The organism is Synechococcus sp. BS55D, assembly GCF_004332415.1.
In the GTDB taxonomy this organism is placed as follows: Bacteria; Cyanobacteriota; Cyanobacteriia; order PCC-6307; family Cyanobiaceae; genus Synechococcus_C.
On the sequence record NZ_PHQT01000004.1, the window covers coordinates 56,928 to 81,089 of the forward strand.

26 protein-coding genes and 1 tRNA gene are annotated in these 24,162 nt (G+C 63.6%); 14 read left to right on the forward strand and 13 right to left on the reverse strand.

The features are described from left to right. Nucleotides 1-47 precede the first annotated feature (47 nt). The 4 genes from CWE16_RS09585 to psbX form a co-directional block, all read right to left on the reverse strand. Nucleotides 48-533, reverse strand: a complete 486-nt coding sequence (locus tag CWE16_RS09585; RefSeq protein ID WP_131456682.1) for a TolB family protein — start codon at nt 531-533, stop codon at nt 48-50. Continuing rightward, the gene (locus tag CWE16_RS09590; protein WP_131595024.1) at nt 530-1,066 is read right to left on the reverse strand and encodes a TolB family protein; all 537 of its coding nucleotides are present in this window, start codon (nt 1,064-1,066) and stop codon (nt 530-532) included. Before CWE16_RS09590 ends, CWE16_RS09585 begins: the two co-directional genes overlap by 4 nt. A gap of 42 nt (nt 1,067-1,108) precedes the next feature. After that, nucleotides 1,109-2,080 carry a Ycf66 family protein gene (locus CWE16_RS09595; RefSeq protein WP_131595026.1) on the reverse strand — a complete coding sequence of 324 codons (972 nt, stop codon included), beginning with the start codon at nt 2,078-2,080 and terminating at the stop codon, nt 1,109-1,111. A gap of 81 nt (nt 2,081-2,161) precedes the next feature. Beyond that, a complete protein-coding gene (gene psbX, locus CWE16_RS09600) occupies nt 2,162-2,284 on the reverse strand; it encodes a photosystem II reaction center X protein (protein ID WP_130129943.1) in 123 nt (40 codons plus the stop codon). 87 nt (nt 2,285-2,371) lie between these two features. On the opposite strand from psbX, the gene CWE16_RS09605 reads away from it, so the two are divergent. Further along, nucleotides 2,372-2,695 carry a YggT family protein gene (locus CWE16_RS09605; RefSeq protein WP_236629675.1) on the forward strand — a complete coding sequence of 108 codons (324 nt, stop codon included), beginning with the start codon at nt 2,372-2,374 and terminating at the stop codon, nt 2,693-2,695. Nucleotides 2,696-2,711: 16 nt separating this feature from the next. Here the strand turns inward: CWE16_RS09605 and accC are convergent, their stop codons facing one another. Then, the gene (gene accC, locus CWE16_RS09610; protein ID WP_131456688.1) at nt 2,712-4,055 is read right to left on the reverse strand and encodes an acetyl-CoA carboxylase biotin carboxylase subunit; all 1,344 of its coding nucleotides are present in this window, start codon (nt 4,053-4,055) and stop codon (nt 2,712-2,714) included. Between the two features lie 134 nt (nt 4,056-4,189). Here accC and CWE16_RS09615 point away from each other — a divergent pair. The 3 genes from CWE16_RS09615 (at nt 4,190) to msrB (ending at nt 6,030) form a co-directional block, all read left to right on the forward strand. Next, a tRNA-Leu gene (locus CWE16_RS09615) sits at nt 4,190-4,271 on the forward strand. Between the two features lie 36 nt (nt 4,272-4,307). After that, nucleotides 4,308-5,597 carry a glycosyl transferase gene (locus CWE16_RS09620; protein WP_131595302.1) on the forward strand — a complete coding sequence of 430 codons (1,290 nt, stop codon included), beginning with the start codon at nt 4,308-4,310 and terminating at the stop codon, nt 5,595-5,597. A 28-nt stretch (nt 5,598-5,625) separates the two neighbouring features. Further along, nucleotides 5,626-6,030, forward strand: coding sequence for a peptide-methionine (R)-S-oxide reductase MsrB (gene msrB / locus CWE16_RS09625; RefSeq protein WP_131595028.1), 405 nt, complete (start codon nt 5,626-5,628; stop codon nt 6,028-6,030). Nucleotides 6,031-6,033: 3 nt separating this feature from the next. Here msrB and CWE16_RS09630 read toward each other — a convergent pair whose 3' ends face one another. Then, nucleotides 6,034-7,089, reverse strand: a complete 1,056-nt coding sequence (locus tag CWE16_RS09630; protein ID WP_236629676.1) for a PRC-barrel domain-containing protein — start codon at nt 7,087-7,089, stop codon at nt 6,034-6,036. A 63-nt stretch (nt 7,090-7,152) separates the two neighbouring features. Then, entirely contained in the window at nt 7,153-10,713 is a 3,561-nt protein-coding gene (gene smc / locus CWE16_RS09635) for a chromosome segregation protein SMC (RefSeq protein ID WP_236629677.1), read from the reverse strand. A gap of 153 nt (nt 10,714-10,866) precedes the next feature. Between smc and CWE16_RS09640 the strand changes: the two genes are divergently transcribed. Then, nucleotides 10,867-11,334, forward strand: a complete 468-nt coding sequence (locus tag CWE16_RS09640; protein WP_131595032.1) for a glycine zipper domain-containing protein — start codon at nt 10,867-10,869, stop codon at nt 11,332-11,334. Continuing rightward, the gene (locus CWE16_RS09645; protein WP_131595034.1) at nt 11,331-11,747 is read left to right on the forward strand and encodes a phage holin family protein; all 417 of its coding nucleotides are present in this window, start codon (nt 11,331-11,333) and stop codon (nt 11,745-11,747) included. Before CWE16_RS09640 ends, CWE16_RS09645 begins: the two co-directional genes overlap by 4 nt. Before the next feature lie 32 nt (nt 11,748-11,779). On the opposite strand, the gene CWE16_RS09650 is transcribed toward CWE16_RS09645, so the two are convergent. Beyond that, nucleotides 11,780-12,937 carry a THUMP domain-containing class I SAM-dependent RNA methyltransferase gene (locus CWE16_RS09650; RefSeq protein WP_131595036.1) on the reverse strand — a complete coding sequence of 386 codons (1,158 nt, stop codon included), beginning with the start codon at nt 12,935-12,937 and terminating at the stop codon, nt 11,780-11,782. Between the two features lie 394 nt (nt 12,938-13,331). Between CWE16_RS09650 and CWE16_RS12160 the strand changes: the two genes are divergently transcribed. Beyond that, the gene (locus CWE16_RS12160; protein WP_201737989.1) at nt 13,332-13,493 is read left to right on the forward strand and encodes a hypothetical protein; all 162 of its coding nucleotides are present in this window, start codon (nt 13,332-13,334) and stop codon (nt 13,491-13,493) included. On the opposite strand, the gene CWE16_RS09660 is transcribed toward CWE16_RS12160, so the two are convergent. The 3 genes from CWE16_RS09660 to CWE16_RS09670 form a co-directional block, all read right to left on the reverse strand. Continuing rightward, entirely contained in the window at nt 13,486-13,743 is a 258-nt protein-coding gene (locus tag CWE16_RS09660; protein ID WP_131456700.1) for a Nif11-like leader peptide family natural product precursor, read from the reverse strand. The genes CWE16_RS12160 and CWE16_RS09660 overlap by 8 nt on opposite strands. Before the next feature lie 38 nt (nt 13,744-13,781). Then, complete coding sequence (locus tag CWE16_RS09665) at nt 13,782-15,455, reverse strand: SulP family inorganic anion transporter (protein WP_131595038.1); 1,674 nt, start codon at nt 15,453-15,455, stop codon at nt 13,782-13,784. A gap of 75 nt (nt 15,456-15,530) precedes the next feature. Further along, nucleotides 15,531-15,923: a hypothetical protein gene (locus CWE16_RS09670; RefSeq protein ID WP_236629678.1), complete on the reverse strand. Its 393-nt coding sequence runs from the start codon at nt 15,921-15,923 to the stop codon at nt 15,531-15,533. Nucleotides 15,924-16,055: 132 nt separating this feature from the next. On the opposite strand from CWE16_RS09670, the gene CWE16_RS09675 reads away from it, so the two are divergent. The 5 genes from CWE16_RS09675 to CWE16_RS09695 are packed head-to-tail and all read left to right on the forward strand — an operon-like array spanning nt 16,056 to nt 21,220. Then, nucleotides 16,056-17,042 carry a DnaJ C-terminal domain-containing protein gene (locus tag CWE16_RS09675; RefSeq protein WP_131595040.1) on the forward strand — a complete coding sequence of 329 codons (987 nt, stop codon included), beginning with the start codon at nt 16,056-16,058 and terminating at the stop codon, nt 17,040-17,042. A gap of 40 nt (nt 17,043-17,082) precedes the next feature. Continuing rightward, nucleotides 17,083-18,084, forward strand: coding sequence for a porphobilinogen synthase (gene hemB / locus CWE16_RS09680; protein WP_131456706.1), 1,002 nt, complete (start codon nt 17,083-17,085; stop codon nt 18,082-18,084). Nucleotides 18,085-18,123: 39 nt separating this feature from the next. Beyond that, the gene (locus tag CWE16_RS09685) at nt 18,124-18,366 is read left to right on the forward strand and encodes a hypothetical protein (RefSeq protein ID WP_131456708.1); all 243 of its coding nucleotides are present in this window, start codon (nt 18,124-18,126) and stop codon (nt 18,364-18,366) included. 41 nt (nt 18,367-18,407) lie between these two features. Then, nucleotides 18,408-18,809: a VOC family protein gene (locus CWE16_RS09690; RefSeq protein WP_131456710.1), complete on the forward strand. Its 402-nt coding sequence runs from the start codon at nt 18,408-18,410 to the stop codon at nt 18,807-18,809. Between the two features lie 23 nt (nt 18,810-18,832). Next, nucleotides 18,833-21,220, forward strand: coding sequence for an endonuclease MutS2 (locus tag CWE16_RS09695; RefSeq protein ID WP_236629679.1), 2,388 nt, complete (start codon nt 18,833-18,835; stop codon nt 21,218-21,220). Between the two features lie 16 nt (nt 21,221-21,236). On the opposite strand, the gene CWE16_RS09700 is transcribed toward CWE16_RS09695, so the two are convergent. Continuing rightward, on the reverse strand, nt 21,237-22,466 hold the full coding sequence (locus CWE16_RS09700; RefSeq protein ID WP_131595044.1) for an ABC transporter ATP-binding protein: 1,230 nt from the start codon (nt 22,464-22,466) through the stop codon (nt 21,237-21,239). Nucleotides 22,467-22,526: 60 nt separating this feature from the next. On the opposite strand from CWE16_RS09700, the gene obgE reads away from it, so the two are divergent. Together obgE and CWE16_RS09710 are read left to right on the forward strand one after the other, a co-directional pair. Further along, entirely contained in the window at nt 22,527-23,519 is a 993-nt protein-coding gene (gene obgE, locus CWE16_RS09705; protein ID WP_131595046.1) for a GTPase ObgE, read from the forward strand. A 106-nt stretch (nt 23,520-23,625) separates the two neighbouring features. Beyond that, nucleotides 23,626-23,808, forward strand: coding sequence for a hypothetical protein (locus CWE16_RS09710; protein WP_131595048.1), 183 nt, complete (start codon nt 23,626-23,628; stop codon nt 23,806-23,808). Between the two features lie 76 nt (nt 23,809-23,884). Here the strand turns inward: CWE16_RS09710 and CWE16_RS09715 are convergent, their stop codons facing one another. Further along, a complete protein-coding gene (locus tag CWE16_RS09715) occupies nt 23,885-24,103 on the reverse strand; it encodes a CP12 domain-containing protein (RefSeq protein ID WP_131595050.1) in 219 nt (72 codons plus the stop codon). Nucleotides 24,104-24,162 lie beyond the last annotated feature (59 nt).

The following is a 24,162-nucleotide window of genomic DNA, read 5'->3' on the forward strand; positions in this document are numbered from 1 at the left end:
GCATGCCCGCCGTGGATGCAGGGCTTCTGCCTTGAGGGCGAGGTGATTCATGGCAATGGAATGAGATCCACCTCCCAGCGGCCGCCGCGGCTCACCTGCACGGCAAGTAGCTTGCCGCTCCCGTCCAGGCTCACCTGGCGAGGAACTCCTCGCGGATTGAGCTCCAGTTGTTGCATCAGGCCGAGCGAGCGGCGGTAAAGCATCAGTTCCGTCTCTCCGTCGCGCTGGCGCACGAGGGCGAGGCGCTCTCCGTCGCCGCTCAGGCTGATGCTCACCGGCTGGGCATCGGCTCGATTCAGTCCTGGCGTTGGAGTTGGCTGACCACTGCGCAGGTTGATCAGCTCGATCCGCTCCCTGCCGCTCCGGCTGCTCAAGGTTGCCAGCCATTCTTGAGCCAGGCTTGGATCCCTGCGGGCTTCACCACTGGAGGCGAGACGGCCATTCAGATCCGAGAGTGGACGGATTCCATCCGGGCTACAGGCGCTGAGCATCAGACCAGCCATGCAGCAGCAGCCTGCCCTGATCCAGTTCATGGTGTCGCTCCTGCTGGATCGCTCAGCTGCTCACCTCCCGGCCGTTCGGGTTCGAGAGTGCCGCTGAGGTCGAGAAGCTCCACCCTCCAGCGCCCCTGATCGGCCACCTGAAGGGCGAGTTTTCTGGCATCGGGAGCCAGGCTGAGGCGGATCGGATCATGGTTGCCGGGAAGGCGGATTGGATGGGCACGGCCCGTGAGTCGGTCCTCGATCAGGGCCATACGACGGCTGCCCCGTTGGGTGATCACGGCCAGATAACGGCCATTCCAGCTCAAGGACGGGGAGCTGTGGGGCTGATGACGATTGAGGTGGCGCAGAGGAATCAGGCCTCCCCCGCGACGATCACGCAGCTGAACAGTCGGGCGTCCGTTCTGGTCGACGATGACGGCAAGCAGGCGGCCATCACCGCTGAGGGCTGGCTCCAACTGCTGACGGTCAGCAAAGCCACCTGGTGCCCGCTGGGCCATTGGCCCACAGGCGCTGATCCAGGGACAAGTCATCAGCATGGCCAGGATCAGGGGGAGCCTGGGCATCAGGGGAACCTGGGGAGCAAACGGTGGCGATCCCCCTTGGGATCAGTCGTCGAAACGGGAGCTGTTGTCCCGCGGACGGGAACTGCGGGGGGTGGGCCGCTCAGCTGATGGTGGGTTGGCGGCTGGAGAGGTGGATGTTGGGTTAGGCCGAGCCGTTCCTGTCCGAGGGGAGGTTGATGGGGCTGAATCAAAGCGATTCGAGCCTGTGGCGACTTGGTTGCGGGACTCACCCAGGGAACCCGGACGCCGAACGGGGCTGGCATTGTCAGCCTTGCTGAACGAAGCCTCCTCTGGGGCTGCTCTCATGCGGCCTGCGGCTGGAGATCCGTCACGGGGACTGGCTGCACTGGGCCTGCTGCCCCGTCGTTGGTCCTGACGTTGGCTGCGGCGCTCCCCAAAGCTGGAGCGTGAGGGGGCTTCGTCATCATCGCGGCGTCCAAACCTGGCCATGCGCCGCTCGCGCTCGGAGTCTTCGGACCAGCCGCCGTCAGCTTCATCCCGGCCGCGGCGGCGGCTGGCTGCTTGTTCCGGGATGGCAGCACGGGATGGGCGACGGGGTCTGTAGAAATCACGTTCAGCGCCGTCGTCATCCATGCCGTCTGGCTCGGAACCGCGGAACCGTCGTCTCAGCGGTTGGGGCTCATCAAATCGGTCGTAGCCTGGATCAAAGTCACCGCGGAGACCACCGGCTGGGCCGCGGGACGGAGCAGGCTCGTCGTCGAAGTAAGCCGATCTCCTGGCCTGCTCTGTTGAAACACCGCGGAGACGAACGCTTTCGTAGGCAAAAAAGACGGTTGTGGCGGCCAGGAGAAACTGACCGAATTGCAGGATCGGATCCAGTCGCCAGCCCTGGAAGAAGAGAATGCCGCCGCATAGCAGCCCGATCGCTGCGAAGAAGACGTCATAGTCCCGCGCAAGCGCAGGTTTGAAGGTGCGCATGAAATAAAGAAGCGCACCACCCACAGCCAGCACGATGCCGACAATGCTGGCCCAGTTGAGACTGGCATTAACCACTGATTGGCCCCCTGGCGACGGCTGGCTTCAGGCTGAAGACCAGCCGAATTCAATCCAGTCTACGAACTGCGTCAGGGGGGATCAGAGCTTGCGGTCGACCTGATCGGTCTGGCTCAGAAGAAAGAGGCCAATGCTGGCAGGGATGACCACGATCACAGTGCCCCACACGAGGCTGCTCAGAAAGTTGGCGAGGGAGGGGGTCATGTCGGAGCGGACGCGATGGCCTTGCTCTGAGGATCCTAAGGATCACGGGTCGCTTTCTACGATGGGCGGCCGGATGCTTTGAGCTTTGTGACGCCGCTCCCGCTCGCCATGCTGCCTGCCGTCCATCTGGTGCTGGGGGTCCTGCTGGCTGTTTGGACCCTGATGTTCCTGGTGCGGATCGTGCTCACCTGGTATCCGCAGATCGATTTGAAGGCCGGGATGTGGCCTCTGGTGGCTTGGCCCACTGAACCTTTGCTGTCAGCGACTCGGCGGCTTGTGGCACCGATCGGCGGTGTGGATGTGACCCCTGTGATTTGGGTGGGCCTGCTCAGTCTTCTGCGTGAGCTGCTTGTGGGTCAGCAGGGCCTTCTCTCCCAGGTGATGCTCCATGCAGCGGCAGCCACTGCCTGAACGATGAGTCCAGGGCTCAGAGCATGTCCTGTTCGACGAATTTGGTGTGCACGTCTCCGCGCTGGAATTCCGGACGGTCTAGGAGGCGCAGATGAAAATCAACAGTCGTGGGGATCCCCGTCACGGCACATTCATTGAGCGCCCGTCGCATGCGCTTGAGTGCGCTCTCCCGATCAGGGGCCCAGATGATCAACTTGCCGATCAGTGAGTCGTAGAAGGGGGGGATGTCGTAGCCGGTGTAGACGTGGCTGTCGACACGAATGCCTGGGCCGCCCGGTGGGAGCCAGCCCGTGATGCGTCCGGGAGCCGGGCGGAAATTGTGGTTGGCGTCCTCAGCATTGATCCGGCACTCGATCGCGTGGCCGCGCAGCTGAACCTCTTCCTGACGCACGCTGATCGGCTCACCACCGGCGATGCGCAGCTGCTCCGCGATCAGGTCGATGCCAGTCACCATTTCTGTGACGGGGTGCTCCACCTGAATGCGGGTGTTCATCTCCATGAAATAAAAGCCACCACTGCGGTCGAGCAGGAATTCCACGGTTCCTGCACCCTCGTAGTTGATGCTGCGGGCTGCCGCCACCGCCGCTTCGCCCATGCGTCGGCGTAGATCGGGATCCAGGGCCGGGCTCGGGGCCTCCTCCAGCAGCTTCTGATGACGCCGCTGGATGGAGCAGTCCCGTTCCCCTAAATGCACCACGTTGCCGTGACGATCAGCGAGGACCTGCACCTCCACGTGCCGGGGCCGGTCGATGAATTTCTCCATGTAGAGGCCCGGATTGCCGAAGGCCGCCTCTGCCTCCCCTTGGGCCGCTTTGAAAAGTCCAGGCAGCTGCTCGGCATCCATCACCAGGCGCATGCCGCGACCACCACCGCCGGCGGTGGCTTTGATCATCACTGGATAGCCCATGTCCGCTGCCAGTTCGGCGGCTTCCTCTGGGGTCGACAGCAGGCCCTCGCTGCCTGGCACCGTGGGCACCCCCACGCGCTGCATCGTGGTTTTTGCCGTGGACTTGTCACCCATGGAACGGATCGCATGGGGGGAGGGGCCCACAAAAGTGATGCCGTGATCCCTGCAGATCTCAGCGAACCGATCGTTCTCCGCCAGAAAGCCGTAGCCGGGGTGGATGGCGTCGACCCCCCGCGATGTGGCCGCCGCAATGATGTTGGGAATATTGAGGTAGCTCTTGCTGCTGGCCGCCTCACCGACACAAACCGCTTCGTCGGCGAGTTGCACGTGCAGGGCGTTGCGGTCGACCGTGCTGTACACAGCCACGGTGGCGATCCCAAGCTCCCTGCAGCTCCGGAGGATCCGGAGGGCAATCTCGCCGCGGTTGGCGATCAGCACTTTGCCGATGGGCATCCCGCAGCATCCAGGCCAGGGCGGATCGTATCAGCGCTCCTGACCGGATCTTCCTCGGAGTGCTGGGAATGTTGTGCGAACCCCGAGCCGGTATGATCTTTCCTCGACGCGACCCGAGAGGTCGAGTCAGCCACGCGGATGTGGTGGAATTGGTAGACACGCACGTTTGAGGGGCGTGTGGCTTCGGCCTTGCGAGTTCAAGTCTCGCCATCCGCATTTCTCTTCACAACCTGGCCAGCACCGGTGTCGCCCTTGCCTGAGTTGCCGACCGGAGACGCCACGCTGTCCATCGTGTTGGTCTCCAATGGCCCTGGGGAGCTCACCACCTGGGTGAGACCCCTGGCAGCAGCTCTGCATCGCTCGATGCTGCTTCGCCCGCGTGCTGGGGCCTCACCGATCAGCCTGCGCTTGGTGCTCGTGCCCTGCCCGAATGCCACCGGCAGCGAGGCGGAGGTGGCGCAAGCCTGGGGACTGTTTGACCGCATCACCAGCGCGGCTCAGTTCTGGTCTCTGTTACTGCGTCCGGGGCGCTTCGGGCCCTGGGCGTCCCGCGGGGTGGTGGTGTTTCTGGGGGGGGATCAGTTCTGGAGTGTGTTGCTGTCGGCTCGGCTCGGCTATCGGCACATCACCTACGCCGAATGGGTGGCCCGCTGGCCCCGCTGGAATGACCGGGTGGCGGCCATGGGGCCCGATGTTCGTTCCCAGCTCCCCAGACGCTTCCGTTCCCGTTGCACGGTGATCGGGGACCTGATGGCTGATCTCTCCAGCCACGCCCGGGAGCAGGAGCCCCTCCCGCCAGGGGAGTGGCTGGCGCTTCTGCCGGGGTCCAAGCGAGCCAAGTTGTGCGTGGGGGTTCCCTTTCTGCTTGAGACCGCCGACCGACTGGCTGTTTTGCGCCCGGGTTGTCGCTTTCTGTTGCCGGTGGCGCCGACGACTAGCCCTGAGGAGTTGCTGCATTTCGCAGGATCCAGCAATCCGATTGCTGCCTGCTACAGGGCCTCGATTGCACAGATCATCGGTCCCTCTCCAGCATGGCCCGGCCGCAGCCTGATCACGGGAGCGGGCACCGTGATTCATCTCCATGAGGATCCACCCGCCCATGGCCCCCTCAGTCAGTGCGCCCTGGCACTCACCACCGTGGGTGCCAATACCGCTGAGCTCGGCGCCCTAGGGGTGCCGATGCTTGTGTTGGTGCCGACGCAGCACCTGGGCGTGATGCAGGCCTGGGATGGTTGGCTCGGGCTGCTGGCGCGTCTGCCCGGCTTACGCCGATGCATCGGATGGCTGCTCAGTGCCTGGCGCCTGCGCAATCACGGTTTTCTTGCCTGGCCCAATATTTCAGCGGGGCGTCTGGTGGTGCCTGAACGGGTGGGTGCGATCACCCCGGAAGCCATCGCCCGGGAGGCGGATGAATGGCTTGCCTCCCCAGAGCGTTTGCAAGGGCAGCGAGATGACTTACGCAGCCTTCGTGGCCAGCCAGGAGCGGTCAGGGCGCTGGCCGGAGAAATTCGTGAGCTGCTGCCCAAGGCGCTGACCGACTAGGGTCTGCCCGCTTTCGTATCCAGCCCCCATGACCGCCGGTGACCGCCTTGAGCGCAGCGCTGATGCGTGGCAGGCGCAGCTCACCCCTGAGCAGTTCCAGGTTGCTCGTCAGGGGGGCACAGAACGGGCCTTCACCGGCGCCTACTGGAATCACAAAGCTGATGGCCTGTATCACTGCGTCTGTTGCGATGCGCCCCTGTTCAGCTCTGAGACCAAATTCGAATCGGGAACTGGTTGGCCCAGCTTCTGGGATGGGGTGACCAGTGGCGCGATTCTGACGAAAGAGGATCGCAGTCACGGCATGGTGCGAACGGAAATCAACTGCGCCCGTTGTGATGCCCATCTGGGCCATGTGTTCAGCGATGGCCCCGCACCAACCGGATTGCGCTACTGCGTGAACAGCGCCTCGCTGCAGTTCAAAGATCGGGACTGACCGTTACCAGGGATCCTCAAGCTCCTCTTTTGGATCAGCGGGTTCCCGGAAGCGCTCGTTGGGCTCGATCGGCTCGACATCGAGGGGGTCGCCGATCGGGTCAACCGCCCGACGCGCCGCTGGACGGGGCCTGGCCGAAAAGCGTTCAATAGGCTCCGGCTCCGGCCCTGGTCTCTCCTCCTGCTCCAGCCGTCCGTAGCGATCCTGTTCATCCCAGCGTTGCGGTTGTTCGTCGGGATAGGCATCGAGATAGCGCTGGGGCTGCCGTTGCTGCTCGTAGCGGCGCTCGTCGATTTCCACATAGTCGAGCTCTTCCTCTGGAGCGAAGGTCTCTGTCCGGGAGGCCTCCAGCCGCCGCTGCTCCTGTTCGTTCGCTTGACCTGAGGTCAGCTGGTTCTCGACGGGAACGACGTTGACGCGGTAGCGCTCCCGTTCCTGTTCCTCCCAGCTGGGACCTCCGACCCCAAGCTTTTCGAGGAAGCCACTGTTGAGTTGCTTGAGCTTCTCTTCGGCGCCCTCATAGACAATGATTCGGTCGGCACCGCTGCTGACGATTTCCTCCACCGGAATCTCCCAGGTGCTGAGCACCCCCTCCCCGAGTAGAGGAACCCCTAGAGCACCCATCACGAGTGTGGTGAGTTCGCCGGTTTCGATGTCGAACGAGAAGCCAAGCACGCGGCCCAGCTGCTGACCGGATTCTGTGATCACCTGGCAGTTGATCACCCGGCTGTAGCGATCCGGCTGAAAGGTTTCGCTGAGGGAATCAACGGAGTCGACGAGGATCACGTCGCCCACCTGACGGATCCGGTCTAGGGGCATCCAACGGGGAAGGCCAGGCAGAAAGCGGGTCAGGGGGTTGTCCCGCAGGCCTAGGGCCACCACCTCACGGCCATCGATGTCGACGATCACCTCACCGACCACCCCAAGACGGCGGCCCGTGTCGCGGGTGATCACCTGGGTGCCCATCAGTTCAGAACGCAGCCAAAGCCGGTCGCTGGGGACACCAGCACCGGGCACGATGGCGCCGAGAGGGTCGTTTGGGGATGGAGATGCGCTCAAATCCTTGCCCAGTCCTGGCGATTCATTCCGGTCATTTTGACGCAAGGGGACACTGGCGGTTGTTCAGGCTGCATCCGGTAGCCCCACCACCTGGGTGTGGGCGCCCCGTGCCTGGGTCACACCAATCGTTCGTTGGGAGGCGCCGATCATCGGCCGACGGTGGCTGACCACCAGGAACTGGGCATCCTCGGCTTGCCGTGCAATCAGGGCTGCCAGCCGCTCCACATTCACACCATCGAGGAAGCTGTCGACTTCATCGAGGGCATAGAAGGGTGAGGGGCGGAAACGCTGCAAGGCGAAGAGAAAGCTGAGCGCCGTCAGCGATTTCTCTCCCCCTGACATGGCGGCCAATCGGCGCACCGACTTGCCTTTCGGGTGCGCCACCAGGGTGAGACCTCCCTCGAGGGGGTCATCGTTGTTGTCGAGCTGCAGATGGCCGTCGCCGTCGGAGAGGCTGGCGAAGATCTCGCGGAAGTGACCATCCACGGCGGTAAAGGCCTCCATGAAGGCTTCTTGCCGCAGGGTGGTGACGGTTTCGATCCTCAGCAGCAGCTCTTCCCGCTCCTGGCTGAGCACATCAAGGCGCTCGCCGAGATCATTGAGCCGCGTCTCCAGCTCGGCCAGCTCCTCCAGGGCCAGCATGTTCACGGGCTCCAGTGCTTCCATCCGCTGCTGCAACTGCTGCAACTCGCTTTGGAGAGCTTCTAATCCCGCGGCGCGCAGCTCCTCTGGGATTTCAGGTTTTGGATCAGGCAGTGCCCTTTCCAGCTCTTGCAGTCGCAGGGAGCCGCTGCGCAATTGTTCCGCCAGGGTCTCCTGTTCCTCCTGCAGCCGATCCAGTTCCCAACGAGCCTGTTGGAGTTGCTGGCGTTGCTCAGCCACGGCTGCCTCTGCTTCGTCTCGGGCCCGGCGTTGCTCCCCAAAGCGCGTCTGTAGCTCCTGTTGCTGGATGTCGAGGGCTTGGCGCCGCTCCGTCAGTTCCTGCTGCTCTTTTTGCCAGCGGCTGTGCTGCTCACCGAGGGCCTTCACGGCCTCCAGCAGGCGCTGCTCCTCCGCTTCCAGGTTCTGTTGCTGATCGCCGAGGCGTTCCAGGGCTAGCTCCCGTTGACGCTCTTCCTGCAGCAGCCCATCCCGTCTCTGGCGCGCATCACTCAGGGCCCGGTCGGCTGCTTCCAGTTCCTCCTGCAGCTGCTGCCAATTGCCGGCATCTCCCTGCTGCTGCGCGGCCTGCTCCTGCTGAATCAGGGTGTCCAGCTCGGCCTGAAGGGGTGAAACGGTTGCCCCTAGTTCCGTCAGTCGGGATTGCAGCTGGGCCTGGCTGTTGCGAAGGTTTTCGAGCCGATCGTTGCGTTGACGGCAGCGCTCAAGCAAAGGGGCGTGGGCTCGACGGGCCGTCTGACGTTCCGCCTCAAGGGCAGCTTGTCGCTGTTCCAGCTGGCGGTATTGCGGGCGGCTGGCATCCAGGGCAGCGCTCAGGCGCTGTTCTTCGCGATGGCAGGCCACCAGAGCTTCTCCCAGCTCCAACAGCCGCTGGCGCAGGGGTGCTGCCTCATCGCTGTCGCTGCTCACCCCGAAACTGAGACCACCGCTGCGCTGGGACAGGCTGCCGCCGGTCATGGCACCGCTTTTCTCGAGCAGCTCTCCCTCAAGGGTGACGGCTCGCTGGCGACCCAGCTGCTGCCGGGCGCTCTTCAGATCACTAAAGACCTGGGTATCTCCAAAGACATAGGCGAACACATCGGCATAGATCGGTTCGAAGCGCACCAGTTCCACCGCCCGTCCGATGAGCCCTCCGCTGGTCGGGGTCATGGCCCCATCCGGGCGGCGGCCGCGGGCCATGGCTGCGCCGCTGCCACCCCCAGAGGCTCTGATCTTGTTGAGGGGCAGGAAGGTGAGTCGCCCGGCCCGGCGGCTTTTGAGCAGTTCAATCGCCTGGGCGGCGATCCGATCATCGTCAACCACCACCTGGGCAAGGCGAGCCCCGGCGGCCACCTCAAGGGCGAGGCGGTGGCGTTCCTCCACCTCCCCTAACTGCGCAACCGGGCCGTGGATGCCATCGAGGCCTGCTTCGAGAAGTAAGCGAAGGGCTCCGGTGCCTCGGCTTTCCTGCAGGGCCTCCCGCCGGCTCTCGAGGCGGGCGATCTCCCGCTCGAGCTTGCCCTGCTCTTGCTCGAGGCGAGCGCGGGTGCGCTGCTGAACGGCGAGCTCCTCTGCCAGGGTCTGCACGAGCTCCTTGCCTTCCCGCAGGGATTGGAGCAGGGTTTGCCACTCCTGCTCGAGCTGTTCGAGGCTCTGCTGCACCCGGCGGTCTTCCTCTCCGTCGGTCTCCAGCTCCTGCTGAAGATCAGCGAGACGATCAGTGTCCTGCCGCTCACGCTCCAGGAGTTGTTGCTGCTCCTGCTGCAGCGGGGTCAGCTGAGCCTGGAGCTCGAGGCGACGAGCGCTGCGCTGCCGTTGTTCCTCGATCCAGGTACCGGAGCGCCCGGCCACATCACCAAGGCGGCGGCGGGAGATCTCCACAGCGGCTTCCGCGTCACGGCAGAGCCGTTCGGCATCGTCAAGGTTCTCTTGTCTGGTGTTGGCCACCAGCTGCTGCCCTTCCTCCTGGTATTGGCGGCGACGGTTGTTCAGATCGTGGCGGAGGCCCTGGAGCCGTTCGCTTTCCTGCTGATGCAGAGCCGACTGCCGTTCCAGGTCCCGCCCCCGGGTGTCGAGGCCGGCGAGCTCCGCCTGCACGCCCAACAATTGGTCTTCGCCGAGGGCTTTCACGCTCTCCTGAAGGATTTGAAGCTGGCTGGCGGCAGCTTGAAGGGTTGTCTCCTTCTCGCTCAGGGCTTCGCTGTCGCGAACGGTCTGTTCCGCGAGTTGCTGCTGGCGGATTTTCTGGAGCTCCAGCTCCCGGCAAGCGGCTTCGAAGCCCAGCACCAGCTCCTGTTGTCGACCCATCTGCAGGCGCTGGCGCAACTCCTGATAGGTGCGGGCCTTGGCGCAATCTTTCTCAAGCCGTTGCCTGGCGCTTAGAAGTTCCTGCTCCACGATCCGGCAGCGCTCCTGCCGCTCCTGAACGTCATCGAGCTTGCGGCGTGTCTGCTCGATGCGACTGTCGAAAAGGGCGACACCGGCCAACTCGTCAACAAGGCCCCGGCGCTCCCGGTTGCTCATCGAGACGATGCGGGTCACATCCCCTTGCATCACCACGTTGCTGCCCTCAGGGTCGATCCTTAGCCGGCGCAGCTGGGTTTGTAACTGCTGCAAATTGCAGGGTTCACCGTCGGCGCTGTAGCTGCTGCTGTATGAGCCGCCTGGCATGACCCGCAGTTTGCGGGTCACGGTCCATTCCTTCTGATCGGCGCGAATCCAAGGCCCCTCCTCCGGTGGCTCGAGACCTTCCTCCGCTGGATCAGGGGCCCAATCGGAGAGGTCGAAGCGAACGCTCACGGTGGTCTCTGCGGCCTTCCCCGCCTTGAGTACACCGCTGTTCACCAGATCAGGCAGTCGATCGGCGCGCATGCCGCGACTGTTGGCGAGTCCGAGGCAGAACAGCACCCCGTCAAGGATGTTGCTCTTTCCGGATCCATTCGGCCCGGTGACCACCGTAAAACCAGGTTCCAGGGGGATCGACATCGCCCCCCCGAAGGACTTGAAGTGCGTCAGCCCGACCTGATTGATGTGAACCAACAGGGGCAATGGCTGTCAGCGCACACAAGTTAGCGGACCCCCTGAAAAGCTCAAGGGTGTGACTTCGCCCCTAACCTGCGGGCAACCAGCTGGAGATCCATGGACCCGGCAGCTTTTCCCGCCCAGGAGCCGACTCGGCCCGAACCGGCTCCTTCCACCCCTGAGCTCGAGTCAATTCCGCAGCGGTTTCGCGATCATTTCGAGACGCTGCTGCCTGAGATCCAGCGACGCTGGCCCGAGGTTGCATCCCAGGCCTTGGAGGCCACCCGCGGCAGCTTGGATGAAGTGGTGCGGGTCATCGCAGAGCAAACCGGTCGTGCCGGGACGGCGGTTCGGCCTCAGCTCGAGGACCTGTTGCATCGGGCTGGCGACCGCACCCGACATCTGGTCGACAGCCTGGAGCCCCTGGAACAGCAGCTTGAGCACCTGCTCGATGATCTGAATCAGACCCTGCGGCCCAGGATTGAGCGGCCAGTGCGGGAGCGCCCGCTGCTGTCACTGGCCATTGCCGCCGGTGTTGGGTTGCTGCTCGGATCCCTTCTGGCAGGAGGGCGGCGCTCCTCATGACCGGCTCGACTCCTAGGGATCAAGGTGCCCAGTCCGAGGCACCCCGCTCAAGGCGACTCGGGGCTGCTGCCCGGGTGACGGCTCTGGCGGGTTCCGTGATGGATCTGCATGTGCGCATTGCTCTTCAGGAGGTGGACAGGGAGAAGCGGCGGCTGATCAGTGGTGGCTTGTTCCTGGCCATGGGCGGCACCCTGATGCTGCTGGCGCTCATCGCTGCTGAAGTCGCCCTGCTGGTCTGGGCTCTCGAGGCCTGGGGGTGGTCGCTGGTCCAGGCCCTGGTCGTTCTGGCGATTGCTGATGTGGTGGTGGCCGGCATCAGCCTGCGGATTGGCGGACAGCTCACCAAGGGGCCCTATTTGCCCCAGACCCTTGATGGTCTGTCCCGCACGACCAAGGCGGTGCTGGGTCGCTGAACCTTCGTGGGCTCTCTTCTCAGCGCACCTGGTCAGCGCACCTGGTAATGCAGCCAGCGGCAGTCGATGCCGCCGTTGCTGATTGGGATCCGGCGGGACGCCTTCATGCGCAAGGCTCCGGTCACAGCAGGGTTGCCACTGAGCAGCCAGAACTCCCAGCCGGATGCTTCCCGTTTCACCACCTGGGCCAGGTCGCCATAAAGAGTTTCGAGTTCGTCCTCTGCGCCGATGCGCACCCCATAGGGCGGGTTGCAAACCACCATCCCAGGCCCCGCTGGTAGTGACAGATCGCGGAAATCACCGGTGTTGATGGTGATCGACTCCTCGAGACCGGCGGCAGCCACGTTGCTGCGAGCCTGCTCGGCAATGTCGGCATCCTGCTCCCAGCCCAGGATTGGTGCTGAGGGCTGCTGGGGCTGGCTGCGCCTCCGGGCCCGCTCCAGTTCATCGCGCCAGAGCTCAGCATCGAAATCCGCCCAGCCTTCGAGGCTGAAGGTCCTTTCAAGGCCAGGGGATTGCCCGCGGGCCAGGCTCGCGGCTTCGATCAGGAGGGTGCCTGAACCACAGAGGGGATCGACCAGGGGAGTGGTGCCGTCCCAACCCGTGAGCCGGATCAACCCAGCAGCCAGGTTTTCTTTGAGCGGTGCGGCACCCATGGCCGCCCGGTAGCCACGGCGATGGAGACTGCCGCCGCAGCCATCGAGGCTGAGCACAGCTTCGCCCCGTCCCAGGTGCAGGTGGAGATGGAGGTCGGGCTCCTCCAAGTCGATTGAGGAACGTTCCCCCCACAACTCCCGTTGGCGATCCACGATCGCGTTCTTCACTTGCAGGGCGCTGTAATGGCTGTGGTTGAGCCCTTGGGCGCTGCCGGTGGCATCCACCCGGAAGCTCATGGAGGGATGCAGCCAGCGTTCCCAGTCGACGCTGTCCTGCACGCCGTGATAGAGCGAGTCGCGGCCATCACAGGGGAAGCGGCTCAGCTCTCGAAGCAGCCTGAAGGGCAGGCGACACTGCAAGTGCAGCCGATAGAGGCAGGCCATATCAGCTTCGAAGGCCGCGGCTCGGCGTAGCGGCCTTACGGCCTTGGCCCCCAGGTCGATCAGCTCCTGGGCTCCCGCTTCCTCGAGTCCCTGGGGCAGCACCGCCACTGCGGGGATCCTTTGGTGTGCATGGCGGTTGTCCCTCCCCACGATCCTGTGCTCTCCGTCACCACTGCTGTCAGAATGACAACGTCCGGTCTCGACCGGACTAGGTGATCCACACCAGTGTTTCGGACAGCGGTTCGATTCCGCTCAGCTCCATTCCCCCCTCCCTGGGGCTGCAATGGTTTCGACGGGGCATGAGGAGGGTGACTGAAGCCTGCTCGGTGAGAGCAAACCCGTAACTGCGAACAACATCGTTCGTTTCTCCCGTCAAGCAGCCCCTGTTGCTGCCTGATCCTTAAAGGAGATGGGGTGAGGTCAGCCTTATCACCCAAATGACCCATGGGCCCTGGAAGGGGCCTACCCATTACTTGGTAACGGCCTACACAGCCTGCTCCTGCAGGCTGCTGCACATTCAAGACACGCCCTCCACCGGCCTGGCATGAGCCCCCTGTTTCGCTGTCTGATGTGCACCAAAGACATCGAGCGTTCGACACGCAGCTTCTGGCGCCATAAGGGCCATTTGCTCTGCTCCAGCTGCAAGGACCAGCTGGAGTTTGAGTCGAAGGGAGTGAGCCGATCCAGTGGCGAACCGATCAGATGAAGCGGCCGATGAACACGTCGCCGAAATTCTGTTCGAAGATTTTGTTGCCTAGCTCGGTGATCTCCTGATCACTCATGCCGGCCATGTTGTGCAGGTTGTGGCGCACCACCGTGGCGTGGTGAAGCTCATGGCCGTGGTCGGCGGCCACCTGGATCAGCTCCTCCGCCGAACGGGCTGCTTTCACCTTGTCGGTGAGGGCGGGATCGGCGGAGGCTTGCTTGAGGAATCGATCCAGATTCTGCTGGCTCATGACGTGGCCATCGTTGGGATGCCCTCATCTTTGAGTGTTCAGCTAAAGGTTGCGTTATCCCCGCTCAGATGGGCCAGTGCTTGCTCGAGCGCTGCCCTGCGGGTCGGCACCAACGCATCGATCCCGAACTGGTTCAGCCGCTCGTGCACCTTGCCAGAGGCGCCGGCTACCAACACGTCCCGATGGTGGTTGCGGGCTTCATCCACCATGCGCTCGATTGCCAGGCTGGCCGTGACCCCCACATGAGGGACCTCGCTGATATCGAGAATCAGCATCCTGTACTCACGAACAAGCATCATCCGCTCGCTGATGCCCTTGGCGGCTCCAAAGCTGAGAGGGCCCTGCAGGCGAAACAGCATCACGGCATCACCGCAACGATTGAGGAGGGCCTGCTCCTCGGGGGGAAGGTTGCCGCTGGCCTCTGGCCCGCTCTCCATCCCTGCCAGTTGGTGCTCGCTCAGATTTTCAATCGTCAGCAGGTTGGCCACGAACATGCCCACCAGCACGGCCCCGATCAGATCCCAAAACACGGTGAGGACCAAGACGCCCCACATCACCACCGCGGTTTTGCGAGACAACCGATGGGCTCTGAATAGGAATCCCCAGTCGATGATGTCGAGCCCCACCTTGATCAGAATTCCCGCGAGTAACGCAGTGGGAATTCCTTCCGCCAAGGGGCCGGCCCCAAGCAGCAGCACCAACAGCACCAGTGAGTGCACCATCCCCGCAAGGGGTGTGCGGCCCCCGGATTTGATGTTGATCACCGTGCGCATGGTCGCCCCGGCTCCTGGCAGGCCGCTGAGTAGGCCTGCTACGGCGTTGGCGATGCCTTGACCGATCAGCTCCTTGTCCGAGCGGTGACGCGTTCCGCTCAGGTTGTCGGCCACCAGTGAGGTCAGAAGCGAGTCGATGGAGCCGAGCACTGCCAGCACCAGCCCTGCCCTCACGAGCACAGGGAGATGTTCGCTCCAGTTGGGAACGTTCAGTTGTAGGCCTCCCTCTGGGATCGCCCCGATCCTCGGCAATTGTTCCGAGCCGAAGAGCAGCAGCGATAGCGGCGTGATCAACAGCAGCGCCAAAAGTGGTGGGGGCAGCCAGCGACGGACGGAGGCCGGAGTGCAGAACACCACCAGTAACGTGCAGCAACCGATCCCTAGAGAAGCCGGATTCGGATGCCAGTTGCCGGCCACCATCCGCAGGGCATTCACCACACCCCCGCCACTGTTGATGCCAAGAAGCGGGCCGATCTGGAGCAGCAGGATGATCACGCCGATGCCCGACATGAATCCCGAGACCACCGAGTAGGGCACCAGCGTGATGTACCGCCCTAGGCGCAGCAGGCCGAACAGGATTTGCAGCAGTCCACCGATCACCACCGCGGCCATCACCAGGGGCAGGACTTGCCCGCCGCTTAGGTCACGCGGGATTCCCACGGCAGCAAGGGTGCCCACAATCCCGGCTACGGTCACGCTCATGGGCCCGGTCGGACCGCTCACCTGTGCAGGGGTGCCGCCGAACAACGCCGCCAGGAACCCTGTGACGATGGCTCCGTAAAGACCGTAAATCGCGCCTCCTGGGCCCAGCGCCGCATTGCCGAAGGCCAGGGCTAGGGGCAAGGCAACGACCGCTGCGGTCAGCCCCCCCAGCAGATCCCCACGCCAGCGGCGTTGATTGAAGCCATGCAGAATCCGCCCTGGAAACCATGTGGCCATTGGCGTCTCTCTGCTGCCTGCATTGTTCGCAGGATTGCGGAGGTCGCCAGCCTTTCGTTATCGAATCGGGCCCATTCAGGGGCGGCCTGTTGTCATCCCTGACCAGACCTGAAGGTCCTCCAGGCTTTGCACGCCCACGCGCCTTTCGCCGTTGGGCAGGATCCAGGTGGGATAAGCGCGAATCTCGGCTGCCTGGCAGGCGGCCGCTTGTTGAGGCAGTTCTTCGGGTTTGGCGCATTCCACGTAGGGAAGACGCTGGGCCCCGACTTCACCAAACAGGCCCGTCTGGAACTGACAGGCCGGACAGCGCCAGGATCCGTAATACAAGACATTCACCTGCTTGAGGTGGTCCGCCAGGGCCAGTGGATCAGGGCCGGCGGGTTGGGCCGTGGCCCCAAGGGGCGCGAGCAGCAGGGGGGTGGCTGCGATGAACAGCCGACGCAGGCCCCGGCGGGACATGGAATGCATGGGCCCCGAGAGAACAACTCAATCGTAAAGAGGCCATCGGCGTTCGGGCTTCCCTCCATTCATGGCCTGGGCCGGGGAAGGACATTGCTGAGACGATGGATCTCAGTGGGGCCCTAGGCCATCGCATCCGTTATGGCCGGCAGTGGTTACCGCGATTACTTCAAAGTGCTCGGGGTCGACCGCGGTGCTGATGCCGATGCGATCAAACGCGCCTTCCGGAAGTTGGCCCGGCAGTACCACCCGGATGTGAATCCCGGCGATCAGACAGCCGAGGCCAAGTTCAAAGAGGTGAGCGAGGCCTACGAAGTGCTGTCCGATCCGGAGAAGCGCCGGCGCTATGAACAGTTCGGCCAGTACTGGAATCAGGCTGGCGGCATGGGCAGTGGCCCAGCTGGAGCCGGCTTTGATGTGGATTTCGGCCGCTACGGAAATTTCGATGATTTCATCAACGATCTGCTGGGGCGGTTCGGGGGTGGGGGTGGTGCTGGCTTCGCGGGTGCTTCCGGTTTCCCAGGAGGCGGTTTTCCTGGAGGTGGTTTCGCAGGAGCTGGTTTCCCAAGGGGCGCACAGCGACAGCCCGTGAACCTCGATGCAGAAGCCACCGTCAAGGTCAGCTTCTCCGAAGCCTTCCGCGGTGGAGAGCGCACTCTCTCCGTCAATGATGAACGGGTGCAGGTGCGAATCCCTGCTGGCGTGAAAAATGGCTCCAGGCTCCGCCTCAAGGGCAAAGGCAACCTGCAGCCGGGTACGGGGCGTCGCGGCGATCTCTATCTGAATCTTGAGGTGCAGGCCCATCCCGTGTGGCGCCTCGATGGTGATCAGCTCCGCGCGGATCTGCCCGTTGCTCTCGATGAACTCGCCCTGGGTGGCAGCGTCACCGTGATGACCCCTGACGGCGAAGCCGATGTGGCCATTCCTGCGGGAACAGCACCTGGCCGCAGCCTTCGCCTGAAAGGCAAGGGTTGGCCCCAGAAGTCCGGTCGCGGTGATTTGCTGCTCACCCTCACGCTCCAGTGGCCGGATGCCTGGTCGGAGCAGGAGAAGCGGCTGTTCGAGCAGTGGCGCGAGGCACGTGCACAGGATCCCCGTCGCGACTGGCTTCAGTCGGCTCGCCTCTGAGGCAGGCCCTACGATTTCAGCCCCAATCCAGCCTCGCCTGATGGATCTTCCCTATCGCCCCCGACGACTGCGCCGCACCCCGGCTCTGAGGGCCATGGTGCGCGAAAACAGTCTTCAGGCTTCGGATTTCATCTATCCGTTGTTTGTTCATGAAGGCACCGAGGTGGAGGCGATTGGGGCGATGCCAGGGGCGTTTCGCTGGAGCCTCGAGCAGCTCACCGGTGAAGTGAAGCGCGCCTGGGATCTGGGAATCCGCTGTGTGGTGCTGTTCCCGAAGGTGGCGGAAGGGCTGAAAAGCGAAGATGGCTCCGAGAGCTTCAACGAGCACGGCCTGATCCCCCGTGCCATCCGTCAGCTCAAGCAGGAGTTGCCAGAGATGGCGATCATGACCGATGTCGCGCTTGATCCCTATTCCTGCGACGGCCATGACGGGATCGTCAGTGCTGAGGGGGTCGTGCTGAATGACGAAACGATCGAACAGCTCTGCAAGCAGGCGGTGGTGCAGGCTGAGGCGGGAGCCGATCTGATTGGCCCCAGCGACATGATGGATGGCCGCGTCGGAGCCATCCGGGAAGCGCTCGATGACGCCGGTTTCGAACACGTTGGCATCATCAGCTACACAGCCAAGTACTCATCGGCCTACTACGGCCCGTTCCGTGAGGCACTCGATTCCGCCCCACGCCCTGCCGGTAGCAAGCCGATTCCTACCAACAAGGACACCTATCAGATGGACCCGGCCAACGCCCGGGAGGCGATCACTGAGGCTCAGCTTGATGAGCAGGAAGGGGCCGACATCATGATGGTGAAGCCCGGGTTGGCGTACCTCGACATCATTCACCGGCTTCGGAAGGAATCGGAGCTGCCGATTGCCGCCTACAACGTCAGCGGCGAATACTCAATGGTGAAGGCGGCCGCTGAGCGCGGTTGGATCGATGAGCGGGCTGTGGTGCTGGAAACCCTTCTCAGCTTCAAGCGTGCCGGTGCCGATCTGATCCTCACCTATCACGCCTGTGATGCCGCCGCTTGGCTGCAGCAGGACTGATCGATCAGGGCTAAGCAGGGAACAGGTTCCACTTCGACCATGGTTGCCGCCCGACCTCTGCGTTTCTGGAGTCCGCTGCCCTTCGTGGCCTCCGCCATTGCCCTGATCATTGCCGCCCATCTTCTGCTCAGTGGCGATCGCCGTGATCGGGGTGATGGGTTGGCGCTGCTCGGTAGCGGCCTGATCTGCTTTTCCATCGGCTGTGTTTGCCGTACCTCCTGGGGGATCTCCTTCGCCCATGATCCAAAGCCTGAGCCCGCATCCCTGGAGCCGCGCCGGTAGGTTCAGATCAGCCTGAGCTCCTTTCGCCTGCCCCTTCCGCCATGGTTCCCGTCCATCGTCTCGGTCATGTCGCCATTCGCGTGCAGGACATGACCCGGGCGATTGCCTTTTATACGGATCTCGGCATGCGACTCGTCTGGCGGGCTGAGGACTGGTGCTACCTGGAAGCGGGCGAGGGCCGCGATGGTCTCGCCTTGCTCGGGCCCAATTACAAGGCCGCCGGCCCCCACTTCGCCTTTCACTTCAAGGACCGTGCCGCTGTTGATGCTGTGCATGCCCGGCTCAAGAAGGATGGGGTGGCAGTCGGTGGTGTGCATGACCATCGCGATGGCACTGCTTCCTTCTATCTGCGCGACCCCGAGGGCAACTGGCTCGAAATGCTTTATGAGCCCCCGGAGGGAATCCCTTCGAATCAGCCTGAGGTTGCCGCTGAGCCCTCCTGACGATGGCTGAGCAACACCGCGCAATGGCGACGTCATCCGGCGTGCTGGAGGAGGCGCTCGAGCTACTGGAGTGGCCGCGCCTCTGCAGTCATCTCGCTCATTTCGCCAGCACGGTTGTGGGCCGTCGGCACTGCCAGGGTGATCTCTTCCCCGCTGATCTCGATGGCAGTCGCGTCTTGCTGGCCCGCAGCATCGAGATGGGGGGGCTCGATGGTGTGATTGACGGGGGGCTCAGTTTTCAGGGGGTTCACGACCTCGAGCTGGTTGTGCTGCGCTGCTGCAAAGGGGGGGGCGCCGATGGCGAGGAGCTGCTGGAGGTGGCTGACACCTTGGCCGCTGGCCGTCGCCTGCGGCGGCAGATCGATGACCCTGAGCTTCGACCTGTCTGCACAGCCCTGCTTGAGGATGTGGCCACCCTCCCAGAGTTGGAGCAGCGGCTGAAATTCGCGTTGGAGGAGGGCGGCAGGGTGGCGGATCGTGCCAGTGCGGCGCTGTCCGGGCTACGACGGCAGTGGCAGCAGCTGCGCCAGGAGCGTCGTGATCGCCTGCAGGAGGTCATCCGCCGCTGGGCTTCGCAGTTGCAGGACACGGTGATCGCTGAGCGCCATGGCCGTCCCGTGCTCGCGGTGAAGGCCGGGGCCGTGGCCCATTGCCCCGGCATGGTGCATGACAGCTCCGCCTCTGGCAGCACGGTGTTCGTTGAGCCGCGAACGGTGGTGGACCTGGGCAACCGTTTGGCCGATCTCGAGGGGCGGATCCGGGAGGAGGAACAGCGGGTGCTGGCGGAGTTGAGTGCTGCTGTGGGTGAGCAGGGTGAGCCCCTCCAGCGACTCGGGAACGTGCTGCTTCAGCTGGATCTGGCCCTGGCCAGGGCACGGTATGGCCAGTGGCTTGGTGCCGTACCTCCTCGGTTGGAGCCCGATCCTGATGCTCCGTTTGTGCTCCAAAACCTGCGCCATCCACTGCTCGTCTGGCAGGAGCGCAGGGATCAGGGGGCCCCAGTGGTACCGATCAGCGTGGAGGTCTCCAGCAGTCTGCGGGTGGTCGCGATCACCGGACCCAACACCGGCGGCAAGACCGTCACTCTCAAAAGCATCGGCCTGGCCGCTCTGATGGCCCGCGCTGGCCTCTGGTTGCCCTGCACGGGAACGCCATCCCTTCCCTGGTGTGCTCAGGTGCTGGCTGACATCGGTGACGAGCAGTCGTTGCAGCAGAGCCTGTCGACGTTCAGCGGCCATGTGAGACGCATCGGGCGCATCCTCGCCGCTTTAGCGGCCGGCCCCGCCCCAGCTCTCGTGCTGCTCGATGAAGTGGGAGCGGGCACGGACCCCAGTGAAGGCACGGCCCTGGCGACTGCCCTGTTGCGCACCCTCGCGGACCGAGCCCGCCTCACCGTGGCAACCACCCACTTTGGGGAACTGAAGGCCCTCAAGTACGCCGATGCTCGTTTCGAGAACGCCTCCGTTGCTTTCGACAGCGACACGCTGTCTCCGACCTATCGCTTGCTCTGGGGTATTCCAGGTCGCAGCAACGCTCTGGCGATTGCCACGCGTCTGGGCCTGGATTCTGGGGTGATCGAGCAGGCTCGGGAGTTGCTGGCCCCCCAGGCGGAGGGGGATGTGAACGCTGTGATCCGCGGTCTTGAGGAACAGCGTCAACGCCAGCAGGCGGCTGCTGAGGATGCCGCTGCTCTCCTGGCCCGTACGGAACTTCTGCATGAGGAGCTGCTGGGTCGCTGGGAGCGCCAGCGGCGTGAATCCTCAGAGCGGCAGGAACAGGGGAGGCAGCACCTCGAGGCCTCGATTCGCTCAGGCCAGAAGGAGGTCCGTCGTCTGATCCGGCGCCTGCGGGATGAGAAGGCCGATGGCGAAACGGCTCGGCAGGCCGGCCAACGGCTCAGGCGTCTGGAGTCAGATCATCAGCCCCGGCCCCAGCGCCGACAGCTCACAGACTGGCGGCCTGCGGTTGGCGAACGGATCCGACTGCTCGCACTCGGCAAGGCAGCAGAGGTGCTGTCGATCTCAGAGGATGGCCTTCAGCTGCAGGTTCGTTGCGGAGTGATGCGTAGCAGCGTGGAGCTGACAGCGGTAGAGAGCCTGGATGGTCGTCGCGCCGCAGCACCTGAACCGGTGGTGAAGGTCAAGGCGCGGGTGAATGGCTCCGGTGCTCAGGTGCGCACGTCACGCAACACCGTGGATGTGCGTGGCATGCGTGTGCATGAGGCTGAGGCTGCCGTGGAGGAGATCCTGCGCACGGCCAGTGGTCCGGTCTGGGTGATTCATGGCGTTGGCACCGGGCGCCTTAAACGTGGACTGCGTGACTGGTTGTCGACGGTTCCTTACGTGGAGCGAGTGGTGGATGCGGATCAGGGAGACGGTGGAGCTGGCTGCAGCGTGATTTGGCCTCGATGAATCCGTTGGCGATCGCCTAAAGCGTTGGAAGCACTGGCTCCGGGCCTGGAGCGGCAGGCTCCTCAGGCAGCGGGATCGCTTCTCCAGCCTGGTCGAACAGTCGCCAACCCGCCGGATCCGCATCGAGGTGGATCCGGCTGCCGCTGGTCAGGCTGAGATCGGGTTCAGCTCGCACCTGCACCAGGTGATTGCCCTCAAGCAGCCTGCAGGTGATCAGTTGCTCGTTGCCCAGGACCTCGCAGTGACTGACCTCCGCAGGCAAGTTGCGGTTGGTGGCGGGAGCCACTTTCAACTGTTCCGGTCGGATGCCAGCGGTGAGCGGCTGGCCTTCCAGCGCGGGCATGGCAGCAGCGAGTGGACCTTCCACGTTGAGCCGGCGCTCCTCCAAGAGAAGGCAGTGGCCGGCACCCACACGGACCGGCAGCACGTTCATTGGTGGACTACCGATGAACTGAGCCACGAACAGGTTCGAGGGCCAGCGGTAGAGCTCCATCGGCGTGCCCAGTTGCTGCAGCCTGCCTTGATTCAGCACCGCGATTCGGTGCCCCATGGTCATGGCCTCCACCTGATCGTGGGTCACGTAAAGGGTGGTTGTGCCCAGCTGGCGCTGTAGATCAACAATCCGGGCACGCGTGCTGGTGCGCAGCTTGGCATCGAGATTGCTCAGCGGTTCATCCATCAAAAACACCGCTGGTTGGCGGGCCATGGCGCGACCAAGCGCCACCCGTTGTTTCTGACCACCTGATAGTTCCTTGGGCCGGCGATCGAGCAGCTGATCGAGCTCGAGGGCGCGTGCCACCTCCTGGGTGCGCTCCTCAATGCGTTGCTCCCGCATGGAAGGAACCTGAAGGATGCCTGGAAGCTGCCGCGTCTGCCTGTGCAGCTGATCCTGGATCCGTTGCACAGGCGTGCGTGAGCGACTGCGCCGGAGACCGAACCCCAGGTTGTCGCGCACACTCAGGTGCGGGTAGAGGGCATAGCTCTGAAACACCATGGCCACGTCCCGCTGGGAGGGCCTTAGCTGACTGACCGGTCGATCCCCCACGAGGATTTCGCCTGAGCTGGGGGTGTCGAGCCCTGCCAGCAGCCGGAGCAAGGTGCTTTTGCCGCAACCGGAGGGGCCCACCAGCACGAGGAACTCGCCATCGTCGATGCTGAGATCCAGCTGGCGGATCACCTCCACCCCAGCGCCACCGCCCCTACCGGGATAGGTTTTGCTGAGCGCCTCGAAGCGAACCCCGGCCACCGCTGTGCTCCCGTTCGACGCGATCCTAGGGTTGATGGTTGGCCAGGCCCGAGGGTTGCTGTGCAGTTCATCGATCAGGCGCGCATCACCGTGCGGGGCGGCCGCGGCGGCGATGGGATCGTCGCTTTCAGACGCGAAAAATATGTGCCGGCCGGTGGCCCCTCAGGGGGTGATGGGGGGAATGGCGGCAATGTTGTGCTCGAGGCAGACGCCAACCTCCAGACCCTGCTCGATTTCAAATACAAGCGCCTCTTCCCGGCGGTGGATGGGCGGCGGGGCGGTCCGAATCGCTGCACCGGTGCCTCTGGCATTGACCTGGTGATCCGTGTGCCATGCGGTACGGAGGTTCGCCACCTCACCACAGGCATCTTGCTGGGGGATCTCACGACTGCTGGCGAGCAATTGGTGGTGGCTTTTGGTGGCCGCGGTGGCCTTGGAAACGCCCACTACCTCAGCAACCGAAACAGGGCGCCGGAGAAATGCACTGAAGGTCGCGATGGGGAGGAATGGCCCCTGCAGCTGGAGTTGAAGCTGTTGGCCGAGGTGGGGATCATTGGATTGCCCAATGCAGGCAAGAGCACTCTGATCAGCGTGCTCTCAGCGGCTCGCCCCAAGATCGCCGATTACCCGTTTACAACTCTGGTGCCCAACCTTGGCGTCGTCCGACGTCCGACAGGGGATGGCACCGTGTTCGCCGACATCCCCGGGTTGATCGCTGGTGCTGCCCAGGGAGCAGGGCTGGGCCATGATTTTCTTAGACACATCGAACGCACCCGACTGCTGATCCATTTGGTGGATGGGGGCTCAGAGGATCCGGTCAGTGACCTTCGCGTGGTGGAGAAGGAGCTGGAGGCCTATGGCCACGGTCTCGTGGATCGCCCACGAATCCTGGTGCTGAACAAGCAGGAATTGCTGGATGATGAGGCGGCCCGTGCTGAGCAGGTGGAACGGCTGCAAAGTGAAAGCGGTCGACCAGTGCACTTGATTTCGGCGGCCATGGGTCAGGGGCTGGATCAACTCCTGGATCTGGTCTGGCGAGAGCTGGGCATCTAAGACAGCTGGTTGTTAGGCGGAAACCTGGTGCTGGTGTTCACGCCGACATCAATGCTTGTGGCCCCCTGGATCCATGGCGATAAAGGGGGCAGCTCGTTTTCGATGCATGACCTTCTTCACCTGTTTCGATGCCGAAGGTGGGGTGATTGCCCGCTGTCAGACCCGTGAGGAGATCGCCGTCCTGCAGGGCATGGGTCGTCCGATCGCCGAAGTGCGCGAGATGAAGGCCGAAGAAGCTGTGGTCTGCTCTCTCACCGGTAGCCCAGCCGAATACGACGAGGAAGTCTGAAAACGCCAAAGAAAAGGCCTGCGGGACAGCATCCTGCAGGCCATCGATCATTCCTCAGTAGGGACTGACGCTCTGATCAGTCGTCGTAAACCCGGCACTCGGGTGCCTCGGGGTTGGCGTCGCAATACATCTCAAGGGATGTGGGGTCGTGGTTATCACCGGGATGGTGTTCCTTGTAGTCCTTGAGCTCCTTGAGCTCACCTTCCAGGTGACGCACTTTGGCCTCGTTCCCCTCGGCACGGGCAGCCTCGATCTCCGATTGATCTTTTTGGATGTGCTCGTCGATGGATTTCATGGAATCTGCGGTCTTTGGGTGCCGCTCACAGGCAACGTGCACACCATACGGCTGATCCA